The 16,563-nt window shown below is 53.8% G+C and carries 17 protein-coding genes; 10 read left to right on the top strand and 7 right to left on the bottom strand.

Translation table 11 applies throughout. From position 1 onward, the window contains the following. Positions 1-3 precede the first annotated feature (3 nt). Positions 4-513 (bottom strand): phage regulatory CII family protein, encoded by a 510-nt coding sequence (locus ACQUTP_RS11465; protein WP_032700493.1) that lies wholly within the window; start codon positions 511-513, stop codon positions 4-6. Positions 514-545: 32 nt separating this feature from the next. Then, on the bottom strand, positions 546-767 hold the full coding sequence (locus tag ACQUTP_RS11460; RefSeq protein WP_012016743.1) for a hypothetical protein: 222 nt from the start codon (positions 765-767) through the stop codon (positions 546-548). Between the two features lie 95 nt (positions 768-862). Between ACQUTP_RS11460 and ACQUTP_RS11455 the strand changes: the two genes are divergently transcribed. The 4 genes from ACQUTP_RS11455 (at position 863) to ACQUTP_RS11440 (ending at position 5,244) form a co-directional block, all read left to right on the top strand. Continuing rightward, a complete protein-coding gene (locus tag ACQUTP_RS11455; RefSeq protein ID WP_072010702.1) occupies positions 863-1,459 on the top strand; it encodes a phage repressor protein CI in 597 nt (198 codons plus the stop codon). A gap of 20 nt (positions 1,460-1,479) precedes the next feature. Then, a complete protein-coding gene (locus ACQUTP_RS11450) occupies positions 1,480-3,156 on the top strand; it encodes a DUF4041 domain-containing protein (RefSeq protein WP_428902383.1) in 1,677 nt (558 codons plus the stop codon). A gap of 16 nt (positions 3,157-3,172) precedes the next feature. Beyond that, complete coding sequence (locus ACQUTP_RS11445; RefSeq protein WP_428902384.1) at positions 3,173-4,102, top strand: hypothetical protein; 930 nt, start codon at positions 3,173-3,175, stop codon at positions 4,100-4,102. Positions 4,103-4,191: 89 nt separating this feature from the next. Next, complete coding sequence (locus ACQUTP_RS11440; protein ID WP_428902385.1) at positions 4,192-5,244, top strand: phage integrase; 1,053 nt, start codon at positions 4,192-4,194, stop codon at positions 5,242-5,244. 122 nt (positions 5,245-5,366) lie between these two features. Here ACQUTP_RS11440 and ACQUTP_RS11435 read toward each other — a convergent pair whose 3' ends face one another. Then, complete coding sequence (locus tag ACQUTP_RS11435) at positions 5,367-5,930, bottom strand: TetR/AcrR family transcriptional regulator (protein WP_285755694.1); 564 nt, start codon at positions 5,928-5,930, stop codon at positions 5,367-5,369. 82 nt (positions 5,931-6,012) lie between these two features. Between ACQUTP_RS11435 and ACQUTP_RS11430 the strand changes: the two genes are divergently transcribed. Together ACQUTP_RS11430 and ACQUTP_RS11425 are read left to right on the top strand one after the other, a co-directional pair. Next, a complete protein-coding gene (locus ACQUTP_RS11430; protein ID WP_428902386.1) occupies positions 6,013-7,215 on the top strand; it encodes an MFS transporter in 1,203 nt (400 codons plus the stop codon). After that, a complete protein-coding gene (locus ACQUTP_RS11425) occupies positions 7,215-8,027 on the top strand; it encodes a Cof-type HAD-IIB family hydrolase (RefSeq protein WP_017900140.1) in 813 nt (270 codons plus the stop codon). The genes ACQUTP_RS11430 and ACQUTP_RS11425 overlap by 1 nt, the downstream gene beginning before the upstream one ends. A 38-nt stretch (positions 8,028-8,065) precedes the next feature. Here ACQUTP_RS11425 and kdeA read toward each other — a convergent pair whose 3' ends face one another. Beyond that, positions 8,066-9,298, bottom strand: a complete 1,233-nt coding sequence (gene kdeA / locus ACQUTP_RS11420) for a multidrug efflux MFS transporter KdeA (protein ID WP_043522168.1) — start codon at positions 9,296-9,298, stop codon at positions 8,066-8,068. 326 nt (positions 9,299-9,624) lie between these two features. On the opposite strand from kdeA, the gene ybjG reads away from it, so the two are divergent. Next, on the top strand, positions 9,625-10,218 hold the full coding sequence (gene ybjG / locus ACQUTP_RS11415) for an undecaprenyl-diphosphate phosphatase (protein ID WP_004201292.1): 594 nt from the start codon (positions 9,625-9,627) through the stop codon (positions 10,216-10,218). Positions 10,219-10,320: 102 nt separating this feature from the next. Continuing rightward, on the top strand, positions 10,321-11,079 hold the full coding sequence (gene deoR / locus ACQUTP_RS11410; protein WP_048294430.1) for a DNA-binding transcriptional repressor DeoR: 759 nt from the start codon (positions 10,321-10,323) through the stop codon (positions 11,077-11,079). Positions 11,080-11,118: 39 nt separating this feature from the next. Here deoR and dacC read toward each other — a convergent pair whose 3' ends face one another. After that, positions 11,119-12,321, bottom strand: a complete 1,203-nt coding sequence (gene dacC, locus ACQUTP_RS11405; protein ID WP_004201290.1) for a serine-type D-Ala-D-Ala carboxypeptidase — start codon at positions 12,319-12,321, stop codon at positions 11,119-11,121. 255 nt (positions 12,322-12,576) lie between these two features. On the opposite strand from dacC, the gene ACQUTP_RS11400 reads away from it, so the two are divergent. After that, positions 12,577-13,203, top strand: a complete 627-nt coding sequence (locus ACQUTP_RS11400; RefSeq protein WP_285755693.1) for a glutathione S-transferase family protein — start codon at positions 12,577-12,579, stop codon at positions 13,201-13,203. 2 nt (positions 13,204-13,205) lie between these two features. Here ACQUTP_RS11400 and ACQUTP_RS11395 read toward each other — a convergent pair whose 3' ends face one another. Continuing rightward, positions 13,206-14,315: a PQQ-dependent sugar dehydrogenase gene (locus ACQUTP_RS11395; RefSeq protein WP_060656374.1), complete on the bottom strand. Its 1,110-nt coding sequence runs from the start codon at positions 14,313-14,315 to the stop codon at positions 13,206-13,208. A 115-nt stretch (positions 14,316-14,430) separates the two neighbouring features. Further along, on the bottom strand, positions 14,431-14,814 hold the full coding sequence (gene bssR / locus ACQUTP_RS11390) for a biofilm formation regulator BssR (RefSeq protein WP_004201285.1): 384 nt from the start codon (positions 14,812-14,814) through the stop codon (positions 14,431-14,433). 377 nt (positions 14,815-15,191) lie between these two features. On the opposite strand from bssR, the gene ACQUTP_RS11385 reads away from it, so the two are divergent. Further along, the gene (locus ACQUTP_RS11385; protein WP_080935889.1) at positions 15,192-16,433 is read left to right on the top strand and encodes an oligosaccharide MFS transporter; all 1,242 of its coding nucleotides are present in this window, start codon (positions 15,192-15,194) and stop codon (positions 16,431-16,433) included. Positions 16,434-16,563: the final 130 nt, after the last annotated feature.

Raw genomic sequence — 16,563 nt, 5'->3', positions numbered from 1 at the left:
ACCTCAGCTCAGACCGAACGAGGAGCCAAGGCCCGTCATGGTATCGACAACACTTGCCATTGCAGGGTTGGCCTGTAAACGCGCCTGCAGTGAAATAGCAGTTAAAGCCATCAGACGAGTAACGGAGTTGACGCTTTCAACAACCTGGCGGCGGGTGGTCGCATTTAACTGAACACCTGAAACCGCACTCGCAGCAACACGGCCGATCTCAGCGGTGGCTTTCAGTACGTACTGCGGCATTTTCTCCCGCGCGACTTCATTGGTTGGTACACATGGCAGGCAATGGATCTGCGCCAGAAAACCATCAACCAGCGTTGAGTCTTCGGTGAGATCGGTCAGCAACCAAATATCTGGCGCTGTGAGCTGGTGAGGTTGCTCCGGATTGAGCTTATTACGCAGGGTTTGAACGTTCATGCCTGCACGTTCAGCCAGCTTCGCCATATTATGGCGCAGCGCGAAAGCACGGCAGGCCTCATTGAAATGGGGATGTTTTGATATGCGATAGTCAAACATAGTCAGTTGCTCCGTGAAGTCTCAAAATGGAACTAATTGATAGTCACGTTGCAATCTGAAAGTGCATCAACGGTTAAAGCAACGATGTTAATCATTACCTTTTCACGCTTCTTATCTTTGCGCAGGCGGTGACGAGGCAACCGACCATCTGCAAGCATGTCGTTAATGGTGTCAACAGGTAGCCCAGTAAGCTCGCTATAGCGTTCAATTGTGACGTGCGGTGTGTTCAGAGTGATTGAAATATTAGGGGTCATGATGCAACATCTCCTATTGGCTTGTGGTGAGCCGTTTGTAATCGTGACAAGTCCCCAAATGGGAACAGAACTGATACTAGGATCGCATAAGAGATATGTCAACATCAAAGTACCCAAATGAGATCAAAATAAATCCCAATCAGGGTGGCAAAGCTGCGATTGAACGATTGGTAGAGGCGTATGGTTTTTCAACACGGCAAGCATTAGCAGATCACCTAGACGTCTCGAAAAGCACTTTGGCTAACAGGTATATGCGTGACACGTTCCCTGCTGATTGGATAATCCAATGCGCCCTCGAAACTGGTGTATCTCTCAATTGGTTAACCACTGGGCAGGGTCTAAAGCAAAGCTCGAAAACAGCGACTACCGAAGAACTGGCACAGTTTACTTTCACTGCTGGCAAAATGGTTGAAGATGGTTCTTGCGTTTTTGACGCATCATTTCTCCCCACCAATCTTTCATCTCCGATTGTTGTTCGTGATGGTCGTACCACATATATCTGTGATCAAAAATTCACTGAAGTGTTAGATGGGTTCTGGTTGATCAATATTGATGGAACCTATTCCGTTAGACTGATTACAAGGCTGCCGAAAGGCATGATTAAAATCTCTACTGCAGAAAATAGTTTTGAGTGTGCTTTTTCAGATATAGAAGTTATTGCATGTATAAGAAGCACAACAGTTTCACATTGATTCAGTAAAAGGATTTAAAAATGGATTTGTTTCTTGTTGTAGTTTTGCTTTTAGCCATACTCTCCCCCATCTTGGCTGTCATTTTGCTCAAGAAGAGCAAACAATATAAGATCGAGATCAAGGCACTTAGTGACCGCAATGTAACTCTGTCGAATGAATTGAGTGAAAGCCAAGAACATTTAGCGAATGCTATACGAGAGCACTCAGATCTGGAGGGGAGAGCTGCTCCATTGTGGCGATATGAAGAACTGCATAGTGCGGTTCTGGATGCAGAAAAGACGATAAAAACAGCAGACTCGATTGCTAAAAGCACAGTGAATGAAGCGCAACTTAAAGCCTCCAGCATCGTTTTAGAAGCAAATAATCAAGCCCGACTCACAATAAGTAATGCTAACAACGAAGCAGTTGTAATAACTAAAGACGCTCGCGATTCTCGTTTAAAAGCCAAGGAACGATTGGACAACGCCAATAGTAGGGCAGATGAGCTAATCTCAAATGCAAATGATAATGCGATGAAAATAATCGAAGATGCTGAGACACGTGCAAAAGAAATTGCCGGGTCCGCATACGAAGCGAAAGAGTTTGCAGAGACCTACCAAGCTGTAGCCAACTCAATGAAAAATAAAATTGAAGGGTATGGTGATGAATGGATAGTTCCAAATCGAAGCGTTTTGGACGAATTGGCAGATAATTATGAATTTACAGATGCAGGGAAAGAACTGCAAAAAGCTAGAGAATTAACCAAGTCTCTTATCAAAACAAGCAAAGCGGCAAGTTGTGAGTACGTCGAACCGAACAGACGAAACACCGCAATAAAATTTGTACTAGATGCTTTTAATGGAAAGGTCGATAGCACCCTTTCAAAAATAAAACATAATAACTACGGTAAATTATCCCAAGAAATAAAAGATGCTTTTGAGCTTGTGAATTATAACGGTTCTGCCTTTAGGTCAGCCAAGATCACTGATATCTTCTTACAGGCCCGTCTCAACGAGCTTAAATGGGGAGTAGCTGTAAATGAAATTATGCTCGAAGAAAGAGAAGAGCAAAGACGAATCAAAGAGCAGTTGCGTGAAGAAGAAAAAGCGCGTCGCGAGTACGAAAAAGCGATAAAAGAAGCTGAAAAAGAAGAAAAAACCATTCAGCTGGCCATTGATAAAGCAACTAAAGAACTGATGCTCGCAGGCGAAGAACAACGTATATCCCTCGAACAGAGACTGGCTGAGCTGCAAGTTAAATATGAAGAAGCTGAAGCCAAAAACCAACGGGCTATTTCGATGGCACAGCAAACTCGCTCAGGTCACGTATATGTGATCAGTAACATTGGCTCGTTTGGGGAAAACGTTTATAAGATTGGGATGACGCGCAGACTTGAACCCCTTGATCGCGTTCGTGAACTTGGTGATGCCAGCGTACCTTTTTCATTCGATGTGCATGCAATGATCTACAGTGATGATGCACCATCACTCGAAAATCATCTTCACAAAGTGTTTAACGATAAGCAAGTGAACAAAGTTAACTCACGCAAAGAGTTCTTCAATGTTGGTATAAAAGACATCAAATCTACGATTCAAGAAATGAGTATTGATGCGCATTGGACGATGTTTGCAGAGGCTAAAGAGTATCGTGAGTCACTAGCCATAACTGAAAAAATCCTTACTGATAAAATCCCCGAAGATGAACTGATCGTTGCTTAGCTAAGGAGAGTTTGTAATGAAATTTAAAGCTAATTCCATTAGAACATTAGATCGTTTTTTGAAATGTTGTGGTGGTCAAGAAAATATAACATTAGGTATCAAATTAGATGATTTAGGACCTGAAAAGCTAGTTGAAATTGGTTTTGGCATTTCGCCAGAAGAAGGCCTATCGATAATACCAAGTGTTATTGGTAAGTTTACTAGTTTCAATGCTAATGGAAAGGAAATCCTACGACCTGATTTGCCAAAAGAACAATACAGCGTTTCATATACAAGCACTACATACGACTGGCATAGAAATCCTCATTATGGGATGCGCACACGAACAGCTATGCGGATAGCAAGAGAACATATTCCAGCTCCTGCTATAATGATCTCTGTTGCTAAAACAAAAAATGGGACATACATAACTTCACCTTTACTAAATTTGTCCGAAGAAAATCCAGAGTTAAACATCCACATTATAAACTTAATGCTCGAATGTTTCGATGAGATAGAAATTTTAGATACAGAAAAAGAACCATTAATAACAACAAAATTCAAAAAAGTGTTATGGACTGTATTACCTAAAGGGAAATACCCATGGGACGAAATTTCGAAAATAATAGCTTCTAACACCCAAAAAACTTCAGCATCAGATAGCGATAGAGAGGTCATTGAATCCAGACTCAAGTTTATCAATGTCTACAAACCTGATTTCATTGCTACTGGTCATGCGGGATTCAACGGATATTTTATCTTTGGTTTTGAAAGTAAAAGTATATACGTACTTGAAAGCATTTTTCTTGATAACGCAACTTACATTTTCAAAAAAGATTGGGAAATATTATCTCAATTAACTAAAGCAGAGATCATTAATGGTGACCTTGAATATGAGCGTATCGTTCATAATAAAGTTTGGAAACGAGCAATAGGTGACCGCTTATCAAAGGCCTTAAGAACTTAAGTAGATGATGTTTGAATTTATGAAATTCATACATTGACCACTGTTCAAACATACAGTTAAATTTAGCCCTCAAACATGAGGGCTTTTTTATGGCAGTACGAAAACTCGACACAGGTAAATGGATATGCGAATGCTACCCCGCAGGGCGCAGCGGGCGGCGTGTGCGTAAACAGTTCGCCACCAAAGGTGAAGCATTGGCTTTTGAACGCCACACTATGGATGAGACGGAGGCGAAACCCTGGCTAGGTGAATCGGTAGACCGTCGGACGTTGAAAGACATCGTTGAACTCTGGTTCAAACTGCACGGCAAATCCCTTACCGCTGGCGAGCATGTTTACGACAAGCTACTCTTGATGGTCGATGCCCTCGGAAATCCTCTCGCTACAGATCTCAGTTCCAAATTGTTCGCGCATTACCGTGATAAACGCCTAACGGGTGAAATTTACTTTAGCGACAAGTGGAAAAAAGGTGCCAGCCCGGTAACTATCAACCTTGAGCAAAGCTATCTTAGCGGCGTTTTTAGCGAACTGGTCCGACTAGGTGAATGGACAGCGCCGAACCCGCTGGAAAACATGCGCAAATTCACCATCGCAGAAAAGGAGATGGCCTGGCTGACGCATGAACAAATAACTGAGCTTTTGTACGACTGCAACCGCCAAAGTCCTCTGCTCGCACTGGTCGTTAAAATCTGTCTGAGCACCGGAGCACGCTGGCGCGAAGCAGTGAATCTCACCCGCTCTCAAGTCACAAAATATCGAATCACTTTCGTCAGGACCAAAGGCAAAAAGAACCGTAGCATTCCGATCAGCAAAGAGCTGTATGAGGAAATCATTGCCCTTGACGGCTTCAGGTTCTTTACCGACTGCTATTTCCAGTTTTTATCTGTTATGGATAAGACCTCTATCGTGCTGCCACGCGGGCAGCTTACCCACGTTCTGCGCCACACATTCGCTGCTCATTTTATGATGTCAGGTGGAAACATCCTCGCCTTGCAGAAAATCCTAGGTCATCACGACATTAAAATGACTATGCGCTATGCTCATCTGGCACCAGATCATCTTGAAACTGCCCTGCGCTTCAACCCGTTGGCTACGCTGCCAAATGGCGACAAAGTGGCGGCAGCGGTTGGCAATGCCCCGTAATCGCCACTCCTTACCACCAACCTAACTTATTGATTATATTGCAACTCATTGTTTTTACTAACCCATTTACATAAATGGGTTTTTTGTTGCCTGCGTTTAGCCATCCCGGGTAAAACACCGCCTCAGCGCCCCTCTTGCTGCGCCCTCTCCCCCGCCAGCTGCCCGACCATCAGGCGGATCGCCGCCTTCGATAGCGGCGCGCGGTCGGTGACAAAGTGCAGGGTCATCCCTTCAATAAAGGCGTCGAGGCCGCGGGCGGTGTCAGGGGCAAACCACTGCTCCAGCGTCTGCTGGCTGCGCCGCATCCAGTTCTGCATCACCGCCTTCAGCGCTGGCTGGCTGCTACAGAACGCATACAGCTGGTACATCAGCTCCATATTGCGCGCCGTGGTCACCTGGGCGCTGAAGATCAGCTCCGCGATGGCATCGCAGGCTTGTTGCCGGTTCGCTACCCCGGCGAAGCTTTGCTGATACTGCGCCGACATCTCGGCGGTAAACAGGCTGAACGCCTCCTCGATCAGCGCCTCGATGCCGCTGAAATAGTAGGTCAGCGACCCCAGCGGCACATTCGCGCAGGTGGCGATTTTACGGTGCGTCACCGCATGGACGCCGTGCGCCGCGATGGTGTCCAGCGTCGCCTGCAGGATGCGCTCGCGGCGCTGCGGATCGTTCGGTCTACGGGCCATGATTTTCCTCTTCCGGTTTATGTACAAATGTACACATGCTTGCTACTGTTGTCTTCATTCTTCTCCTTTAAGGCGTTTACGGATGACGACGCAATCTTCGCGCAGAGCGCTCCAGCTTCAACTGTGGGCGCTGTTTATGTTCTTTTTCATCCCTGGCTTATTAATGGCCTCCTGGGCCACCCGCACGCCGGCGATCCGCGATCTGCTGGCGCTTTCTACCGCAGAGATGGGCGTCGTGCTGTTTGGCCTGTCGGTGGGGTCGATGAGCGGTATTCTCTGCTCGGCGTGGCTGGTGAAGCGCTTTGGCACCCGCAAGGTCATCCGCACCACCATGTCCTTCGCCGTACTCGGCATGCTGGTGCTCAGCCTGGCGCTGTGGCTTGCCTCCGCCCCGCTGTTCGCCTTCGGTCTGGCCATCTTTGGCGCCAGCTTTGGCTCGGCAGAGGTCGCCATTAACGTCGAAGGCGCGGCGGTTGAGCGGGAGATGAATAAAACGGTGCTGCCGATGATGCACGGCTTCTACAGCTTTGGCACCCTGTTCGGCGCCGGGGTGGGCATGGCGGTGACCGGGTTCGGCCTTCCCGCCGCCCCGCATATCCTGGCGGCCGCGCTGGTGGCCATCCTGCCCATCGCCATTGCTATCCGCGCCATTCCGGAGGGTACCGGTAAAAATGCCGCCGAAGCCGCCCACGGCGAGGCGAAAGGTCTGCCGGTATGGCGCGATGCGCAGCTGCTGCTTATCGGGGTCATCGTCCTGGCGATGGCCTTCGCCGAAGGCTCAGCCAATGACTGGCTGCCGCTGCTGATGGTGGACGGCCACGGCTTTAGCCCCACCTCCGGCTCGCTGATCTATGCCGGCTTCACCCTCGGCATGACGCTGGGCCGCTTTACCGGCGGCTGGTTTATCGATCGCTACAGCCGGGTGACGGTGGTTCGTGGCAGCGCGGTGATGGGCGCTCTGGGTATTGGCCTGATTATCTTCGTCGACAACCCCTGGGTGGCGGGCATTTCGGTGCTGCTGTGGGGCATTGGCGCCTCGCTCGGCTTCCCGTTGACCATCTCCGCCGCCAGCGATACCGGTCCGGATGCCCCTAAGCGCGTCAGCGTGGTGGCGATTACCGGGTATCTTGCTTTCCTCGTCGGGCCGCCGCTGCTGGGCTTCCTCGGCGAGCATTTCGGCCTGCGCAGCGCCATGATGGTGGTGCTGGGCCTGGTGATGGTGGCGGCGCTGGTCGCCCGCGCGGTGGCTAAGCCACAGTCTGAACCCGTTATGGAGAACAGCTAATGAGCATCAAACTGATTGCGGTGGATATGGACGGCACCTTTTTAAGCGATGCCAAAACTTACAACCGGCCGCGCTTCCTCGCCCAGTATCAGCGAATGCGCGAGCAAAACATTCGCTTCGTGGTCGCCAGCGGCAACCAGTACTACCAGCTGATCTCCTTCTTCCCGGAGATCGCCCACCAGATCGCCTTCGTGGCGGAAAACGGCGGCTGGGTGGTGAGCGACAATGAAGACGTCTTCAACTGCCAGCTGCCGGTTCACCATTTCAACGCCGTGGTCGACCATCTGCAGACGCTGCCGAATATCGAAATCATCGCCTGCGGGAAGCGCAGCGCCTACACCCTCAACCGCTACAACGACGCGCTGAAGACGGTGGCGGCGAAGTATTATCACCGCCTTGAACTGGTGGATGATTTTAACCATCTCGATGACACCATCCTCAAATTTGGTCTCAACGTGCCGGACCGCCTGATCCCGGAAATTCAGCCGAAGCTGCACGCGGCGCTGGGGGACATGGTGACAGCCGTAGCCACCGGCTACGGTAGCATCGACTTAATTATCCCGGGGGTGCACAAAGCCAACGGCCTGCGTATTTTGCAGCAGCGCTGGGGTATTGAAGATCACGAGGTGGTGGCGTTCGGCGACAGCGGCAACGATATCGAAATGCTGCAGCACGCCGGATTTGGCTTCGCCATGGCCAACGCCCGGGAAGACGTCAAAGCCGTCGCCCGCTATCACGCGCCGCACAATAACGAAGAGGGTGTTCTGCAGATTATCGATAAGGTATTGGATCGCGAAGCGCCATTCGCCTGATAAGACCCGGATGCGAGCGCATCCGGGTTTTCAACCGGTTATCCCTGCTGCGAATTGCCGACGCTTTTATCTTTCAGGAAGTAGATCATCAGCCCCAGCCACAGTACCCCGCCCAACAGGTTAAACAGGCTGAACAGCCCGTTGCCGCCGAGCTCGTAAGCATGTTTGCTGAGCTCGATGCCGACGGTGAAGATCAGCATCTGCAGCATCCCCATCGCCGCCGAAACCGTGCCTTTGCTCATCTCGCTGGCGAACAGGGTTAAGCGCACCAGGCCGGCGTTCGCCAGGCCAATCCCGAAGGCGTAGAAGCTCAGACCGGCGGTCATCCACAGATAGGCGTGGGAAGAGACCACCGTCGCCACCGCGGAGAGGAGCAGGCCAAACACGATAGGCCAGCCGCCCATGATAATCAGCGAGCGCACGGTACGGCGCGAAGTCAGGCGCGCCAGCACCAGGTTGCCGGCAATCAGCGCGCCGAAAATCGGCACCTGCAGCATGCCATACTCATAGCTTGTCGCCTGTTCGCCGCTGATAATAATCACCGGCGACTGGGCGATCCACGCCAGCAGCGGCAGGCTGACAAAGCCGGTAGCCAGCGCGCCGGCGACGAAGCGCAGGTTCTTCAGCACCAGCCGATAGTCGCGGCCCAGCTCTTTGACCGACAGCTTTTCACCCAGTCGCGTCGCGGTTTCCGGCATCGCCCGCTGCAGGCCGACAAACGAGATAGCCGCCAGCACGGCGAACAGCACGAACATCATCTCCCACGGCAGGATATGCACCCAGGCGGCGCCCACCAGCGGCCCCAGCAGCGGGGCAATCAGCGCCACGTTGGCCATCAGGGCGGTGATTTTAATACACACCGCCTCCTCAAAGGACTCCTGGATCGCCGCGTAGCCGACCGCGCCGATAAAACACAGGCTGATCCCCTGCAGGAAGCGCAGCAGGGTGAACTGTTCAATGGTCTGCGCCAGCAACGTCGCCAGGCAGGTGACGATAAACCACACCACCCCGGTCAACATCACCGGACGGCGGCCAATACGGTCCGACAGCGGCCCCAGCAGCCACTGTAGAAACATGCCGCCGGCCAGATAAGCGGTCATCGAGGTGGGTACCCACTCGTTGCCCACCTGAAACTCCTGAACCACGGCCAGCATACCCGGCTGGATCATATCGTTGCCGATATAGGTGGAAAACTCGTACAGCACCAGACATAGCGGGAACAGCAGCGCCTGCCTTCCGAGGCGGCGACCTGAAAGCGAATAATTTTGCATGAAATCTCTTATCTATCAAAAATCGCGCAAAGTGTAATGAAACTCCCGGCGCGGAGATAGTGAATTGTGGGTGACACCGCACAATATTGCGAGTTGCGCGCCAGCGTCAGGGCTCGCCTTAGCAATTCACTCTGCGTATATATTCCGTTTATGTTTCAGCCATGTGACAAAGGATATACTGACGCTTTTCAGGGGGTTAGCGCCGCACCTCAGAAGGCGACATTTCTTAACAACCTGATATTTAAGACAATACTGCTTTATCTCCGCACCGCTTTTATTTAGGGTAAGCGGCTTATTTGCTATCGGACCAACGAGCCTGGAAGTCTATGCTGGAAAATATTAACTACGCGCTGTTCGCCCTGCTCAACGCGACCCCGGCCTCGCCGCAGTGGGCCATTGAGGTGGCGATTTTCATCGCTAAAGATCTGATTCTGATCGTGCCCCTGCTGGTGGTGACCTTGTGGCTGTGGGGGCCTGCCCAGCGGCAGATGGTGTTTAAGCTGATGCTGGCGCTGAGCATCAGCCTGACCGTCTCATGGGCGATCGGCCACCTCTATCCGCACGATCGGCCGTTTGTCGCTGGCGTGGGCTATAACTTCCTGCACCACGCGGCGGACGATTCCTTCCCCAGCGACCACGGCACCGTCAGCTTTACCTTTGCCCTGGCCTTCCTGTTCTGGCACCGCGTCTGGTCCGGCGCCCTGCTGATGGCCCTTGCCGCCGCCATCGCGTGGTCCCGCGTCTATCTCGGCGTCCACTGGCCGCTGGATATGGTCGGCGGCCTGCTGGCCGGGATGTGCGGCTGCCTTGGCGCGGCGCTAATCTGGCATACTGTCGGCTCGGCGCTGTACCGTCAGCTGCAGCGCCTCTATCGCCTCTGCTTCTCCCTGCCGATCCGCAAAGGCTGGGTGCGCGGCTAAACGCCGACCGTCGCGGCGGCGACCGCGTGACTAACCCGCAAGCGACAGGTAAAATCCCGCTAACGCCCTGCCTCCGCAGGGCGATTTTAGCGCAGAGGGAATATGGAAACTCGCCGTGACGAACGCATCAGTCAGCTCATTCAGGCACTCAAGCGCAGCGATAAGCTGCATCTGAAAGAAGCGGCATCCCTGCTCGGGGTGTCGGAAATGACCATTCGTCGCGACCTCAACGGACACAGCGGTCCGGTCGTGCTGCTCGGCGGATACATTGTGCTGGAGCCGCGCAGCGCCACCCATTACCTGCTCAGCGACCAAAAAACCCGGCTGGTCGATGAAAAACGCCGCGCCGCCCGCCATGCGGCCGCGCTGCTGGAGGCCCATCAGATGGCCTTCTTCGACTGCGGGACCACCACCCCGTGGATCATCGACGCCATTGACGACGCTCTGCCCTTCACCGGCGTCTGCTACTCCCTGAACACCTTTCTGGCCCTGCAGGAAAAGCCCCAGTGCCGCGCGGTCCTGTGCGGTGGGGAATTTCATGCCAGCAACGCGATTTTTATGCCGCTGAGCCTTGAGGATACCCTCAGCCATCTGAGCCCTGACATCGCCTTTTACTCGGCGGCGGGCATTGACTGCGAGCAAGGGGCAACCTGCTATAACCTGGAGGAACTGCCGGTCAAGCACTGGGCGATGCGACACGCGCGCTACCACGTGCTGGTGGTAGACCACAGCAAGTTTGGCAAAGTGCGTCCGGCGCGCATGGGGGCGTTAGCAAAGTTTGATGTGATCGCCAGCGATATCTGCCCGGATGACGAGCTGGTCGCGCTGGCGAAGGCGCAGCAGATTTCGCTGCTGTACTGAACATGAACGGACCGCGCCCCGCCGGGCGCGGTCATGACATCAGGAGAACCAGCTGCCGAACCAGCCGTGCAATTTCATCAGTACGAAGTCGATCATTCGGCTGAAGAAGCCACCTTCTTTCACCGGCTCCATGACGATCAGCGGGCGCTGCTCGATGGTTTTATCATTCAGCTTAAAGTCGATAGTCCCGACCACCTGCCCCTTCTCCAGCGGCGCGGTAAGCTGCGGCTGGTTTAAGGTGTAGCTGGCTTTCAGGTTTTTCAGCTGGCCCTTCGGCAGGGTGATAGAGCCCGCTTCGCCAGCCCCCAGTTTCGCTTCGCTGCTGTCGCCAAACCACACACGCTGGGTAACGAAGGTGGCATCCGGTTTAATCGGCGTCACGGTTTCATAGAAGCGGAAGCCCCAGGTCAGCAGTTTTTCTGACTCGTTAAAACGAATGCGGTCGGTTTTGGTCCCCAGCACCACGGCAATCAGACGCATATCGCCCTGCGTGGCCGAAGAAACCAGGTTATAGCCGGCCCCGGCGGTGGTCCCGGTTTTCACACCATCGGCGTTGAGGTTGGTGCTCCACAGCAGACGGTTACGGTTTGGCTGACGAATTTTATTAAAGGTGAACTCTTTCTCTTTATGTACCGCGTACTCTTCCGGTACATCGTGGATCATCGCTTTGGTCAACAACGCCATATCGCGAGCGGTACTGAACTGCCCCGGCGCATCAAGGCCGTGAACGGTCATAAAGGTGGTGTTGGTCAGCCCCATTTTTTTGGCGTAGCCGTTCATCAGGCTGACGAAAGCGTCCTGGCTGCCCGCCACGTAGTCCGCAATGGCAATGCTGGCGTCGTTACCGGACTGAATGATGACCCCTTTGTTCAGATCTTCCACGGAAACCTGCATGCCGGGCTTGAGGAACATCACCGATGAGCCGCGCAGCGCCGGGTTGCCGGTCGCCCAGGCATCGCGCCCGACGGTCACCATATCGGTCAGTTTAATTTTTCCCGCTTTTATCGCCTGCCCCACCACGTAGCTGGTCATGATCTTCGTCAGACTGGCCGGGTCGAGTTTTTCATCGGCATTGCCTTCGCTCAGCACCTTCCCGCTGGCGTAGTCCATCAGGATCCAGGCGCGAGCGTCAATCGAAGGGGCGTCGGGGAGTTGTTCTGCAGCCTGCACCGCAGGTGCGACAAGAAATAACAGCGCGCAACCTGCCGCGAGGCCGCGAAGGGAAAAAGCGTCATGCATCATAAGAGCCACCCAAGTATCCTTTCCAAACAAAATATGCCGCGCCACTCTGACCGCGCCGCAGCAACCGGTGAGTAAAGCGTACAAATGACCTTAAAGAAACAGCGAGTTGGTAAAGTTTTTAAAGTTTACGCAATAACATGCCGCCGTGCTTTAATCAGAACAATTTTTTTGATCGTGATTGCCTAAATATTAACTTTATCCCAACATGATCGCCGATCGCGCTGCAACGGCAGTGAAACAAACTCAGGAGCGAAAATGATTACACTGTGGGGACGTAATAATTCGACCAACGTGAAGAAAGTGCGCTGGGTGCTGGAGGAGCTGGATCTGCCGTATGAGCAGATCCTCGCCGGGCTGGAGTTTGGTCTCAATCATGACCCGGAATATCTGGCGATGAACCCCAACGGGCTGGTGCCGCTGTTAAAGGACGATGCCACCGGGGTGGTGTTGTGGGAATCAAATACGATTATTCGCTACCTTGCCGCCCAGTATGGCGTTGACCGTCTGTGGCTGGCCGCGCCGGCGCAGCGCGCGCAAGGCGAAAAGTGGATGGACTGGTCCAACGGCACCCTCTCTCCCGCCCATCGCCCGGTGTTAATGGGCCTGGTGAGGATGCCGCCGGAGCAACGCGACCCGGCGGCCATAGCCGCGGGGATCAGCGCCTGCGAAGCGCTATTCGCCATGCTGGATGACGAACTGGCCAAAATGCCGTGGCTCTCTGGCGAGCAGTTCGGCCTTGGCGATATTGCCGTCGCCCCCTTCGTCTACAACCTGTTGTCGATCCTCGACAGCTGGCAACCGCGGCCCCATCTGCAGCGCTGGTATCAGCAGATTAGCCAGCGTCCCGCCTGGCGCGAAGTGGTGCAGATCCCGGTCACCTGACGCTACTTCTCCGGACTCAGCCGCAATAGCTCGCCGTTAGACTCGTCGGTTAACACATACAGATAGCCGTCGGGTCCCACGCGAACGTCGCGGATACGTTTCCCGCGCGCCTCCAGCAGGCGCCCCTCCTCGCGGACCTGGTTGCCGTCCACCGCCAGGACAATCAGCGACGTCTCCTTCAGCGCGCCGATAAACAGCTTATGTTGCCACTGGGGAAAGGTCTGCGCCGCGTAGAAGGCCATCCCGCTTACCCCGGGTGAGACCGGCCAGACATACAGGGGAGGCTCGGTTCCCGGAACCGTTTTGCCCCTGGCCTCCGGAATGGGCAGGCCACTGTAGTTAATGCCGTGCGTCGCCAGCGGCCAGCCGTAGTTTTTTCCCGCCTGCGGGATATTAATTTCATCCCCGCCGCGCGGGCCGTGCTCGTTCAGCCACAGCGCCCCGCTCCACGGATTTATCGCCATCCCCTGCGGGTTGCGGATGCCGTAGACCCAGATCTCCGGCCTCACGTCGGCCCGGCCAACAAAGGGATTATCCGGCGGCACACCCCCGTTCTCCGTCAGGCGGACCACTTTTCCCTGCAGCTTGTCGAGATCCTGAGCGGTGGGACGCTGATTGTTCTCCCCGAGGCCAATAAAGAGATGCCCTTTGCCGTCAAACACCAGCCGGCCGCCAAAATGATTGCCGACGGAGAGTTTCGGCTGCTGGCGAAACACCACGGTGAAATTCGTCAGTTGAGTGGCATCCTGGCTCAACTGCCCGTAGCCCACCGCGGTGCCCGCTTTGCCGCTGGCGTCGCTTTCCGCATAGCTTAGCCACACCCGCCGCGACTGCGCGAAATCCGGGGCCAGCGCCACGTCCAGTAAGCCCCCCTGGCCGTTGGCCCACACCTGCGGCACGCCGGCTATCGGCGCCGACAGGCCTTTACCCGGCTGCCAGCGCTTGAGCTCGCCGCCACGCAGGGTAATCAACATGCCCTGGTCGCCGGGGAGAAATGCCAGGCTCCACGGATGGGCCAGCCGGTTCTGCAATACCTCCACCCGCGCCGCGGCCTGGCTCAGGGCCGGCAGCGACAGGGCGCTCAATAGCAACAGCAGCGGGATCGGACGCATGGCATTCTCCTTTCGTCAGCTCTGCGCTAAAGGGTAGCCAGCGGGGAAATTTGCGCGGGGATTTTTACATAACCTTTAACAGGGGAAGCATCCACTTCCCCTGGGTTTCAGCCGATCAGGCATGAGGAATTGGCGACAATTTATTCAATTTATGAATATTTGAAGTCAATCCTGTCAGACAGCGTTCTAGCTTCTCTACGTTAACAGCGATGTACAGCGGACAATCATGATGCCCGCTCATCAGGCATACTGCAGCGGCGGCGACGGACTCGCCGGCCAAACGAAGGGCATCCTTTTCCTCCGGTGAAATGACATGCTGCAGGCGCGGCGCCTGGGCACGCATTTCACGGCAAAGCTCAAACAAGTTTTCACGCAGATGGTCATTTTCGCTGACTGACATGTAGCCTTTGGCCTTCCGCAGCTGCAGATAGGCGTCAATATCGATATTGGCGTTAATGAGCTTCTGCAAAAGGTGGCGGTATAGTCTGTCAACGGTCATCACGGTTCCTCCTCTGTCGTCCTTTACCCTATCCATGATACGGTTATTTTTTGTACAAAATGATGCGCCAGGTCAATTATTCCCAAGACTTTAACACCATTTACAATTTGACAACCTTGCCGCTTTGTCAGGTCTATAACAAAAATAATGTAATACGATCACATTTAATTTCGCAAAGAAACAAAATCGCTATCATCGCCATTAAGTGGCCAAAATAGTGCTGCAATGATCACATTATATCGCAGACTCTATTGCACGATCGTCAGCCAGAGTGCCATAACAAATCATTAATGTAATACGTATAACATTTAATAAAAACAGCGACCGCGGCCGCGGTTCGCTGATAATCTCTCTGCCCGTTTGTAAGGAACTGAACCATGACGTCCGGTAAAAGAAACTACCTTCTGTTGAGTCTTTTCGATTTCCTCTACCTGTTCGCCTGGTCGTCGACCATGGCTTTCTTTGTCATTTGGACCACCCAGCATCTTGGCATCAGCGCCACGAAAACCGGCCTGCTCTACTCGGTAAACGCCTTTATCGCCCTGCTGATGCAGCCTTTCTTCGGCTTTATTTCCGACAAGTTCGGCCTGAAAAAACGGCTTATTTGGCTGCTGGTCGCCCTGCTCCTGCCGGTAGGCCCCTTCTTTATCTACGTTTACGCGCCGCTGCTGATGCACAGCTTCTGGATTGGCGCGCTGCTGGGGGGGATCTATCTGGGGATCATCTTTAACTCCGGCTGCGGGGTGATCGACTCTTATATCGATAAGATTTCCCGCCGCTACCAGTTCGAATACGGTCGGGTGCGGATGTGGGGCTCGTTAGGCTGGGCGGCAGCGGCCTGGATCGTCGGTAAATATATCGACAGCAATCCCAATCTGGCCTTCTGGCTCGCCAGCCTCGCCATCGTCATCGCCGCCGTCTGCTTTATGCTGACCAAAATCGAATTAACCGACGCCGATGTAGCGCGAAGCGAATCGCTGAAGGTCTCCCATGCCCTCGAGCTGGCGAAGAATGGTCAGTTCTGGATGCTGCTGCTCTTTACCCTGTTCGTCACGCAGATTTATGACACCTACGATCAGCAGTTTGCCCAGTACTTCTCGCAACAATTCCCGACGCCGGAGGAAGGCAACCGCTGGTATGGGATCCTCGCCTCCATTCAGGTGTGCGGCGAAACGCTGTTCTTATGCCTGATGCCGTGGTTTGTTAACCGGACCGGCGCCAAGTGGGCGCTGATCATTGCCGGGCTGATCATGTCGGTACGTATTGTTGGTTCGGCGGTGCCTCTTGGCCCAGTGTGGATTGGCGCAGTAAAAATGATGCATGCCCTGGAGAAACCGTTAATTCTGGTGTCGGTCTTTAAATTCATCGCCGCCAACTTCGACCACAAGCTCTCTTCGACAGTCTATTTACTGGTGCTGTTTGTCGCCTCGATCGCCACCGCCATTTACTCCCCGCTGGCTGGCTATCTGTACGATACCATTGGCTTCGCCGACACCTATCTGATCCTCGGCGGCATCGCCGGGCTCTTTACTTTGATCTCTGTCTTCACGCTGCAGGATAAGCGCGAGCCGAAAAAGCCCGGCGCCGCCCCCTCCGGAGCCGTCACCCCGGCGCAATAAGTCTCTGCCCGGCAGCAACGCCGGGCGTGAATCGCCGCCTGCGCGCACGGCTTGCCGGAAGCGTTTCCCGCCCCTCTGCTCCGGGGCGTGCGGGATCCGCTTTAGCGGCAGGGGCATGAAAGGCAGGGCT

Origin of the sequence: Klebsiella sp. 2-CIP_Kleb., from assembly GCF_050378715.1 — a bacterium.
Taxonomy (GTDB): domain Bacteria; phylum Pseudomonadota; class Gammaproteobacteria; order Enterobacterales; family Enterobacteriaceae; genus Klebsiella; species Klebsiella quasipneumoniae.
Note: the sequence above shows the minus strand (reverse complement) of the source record. Positions and strands in the feature narration are given on the sequence as shown.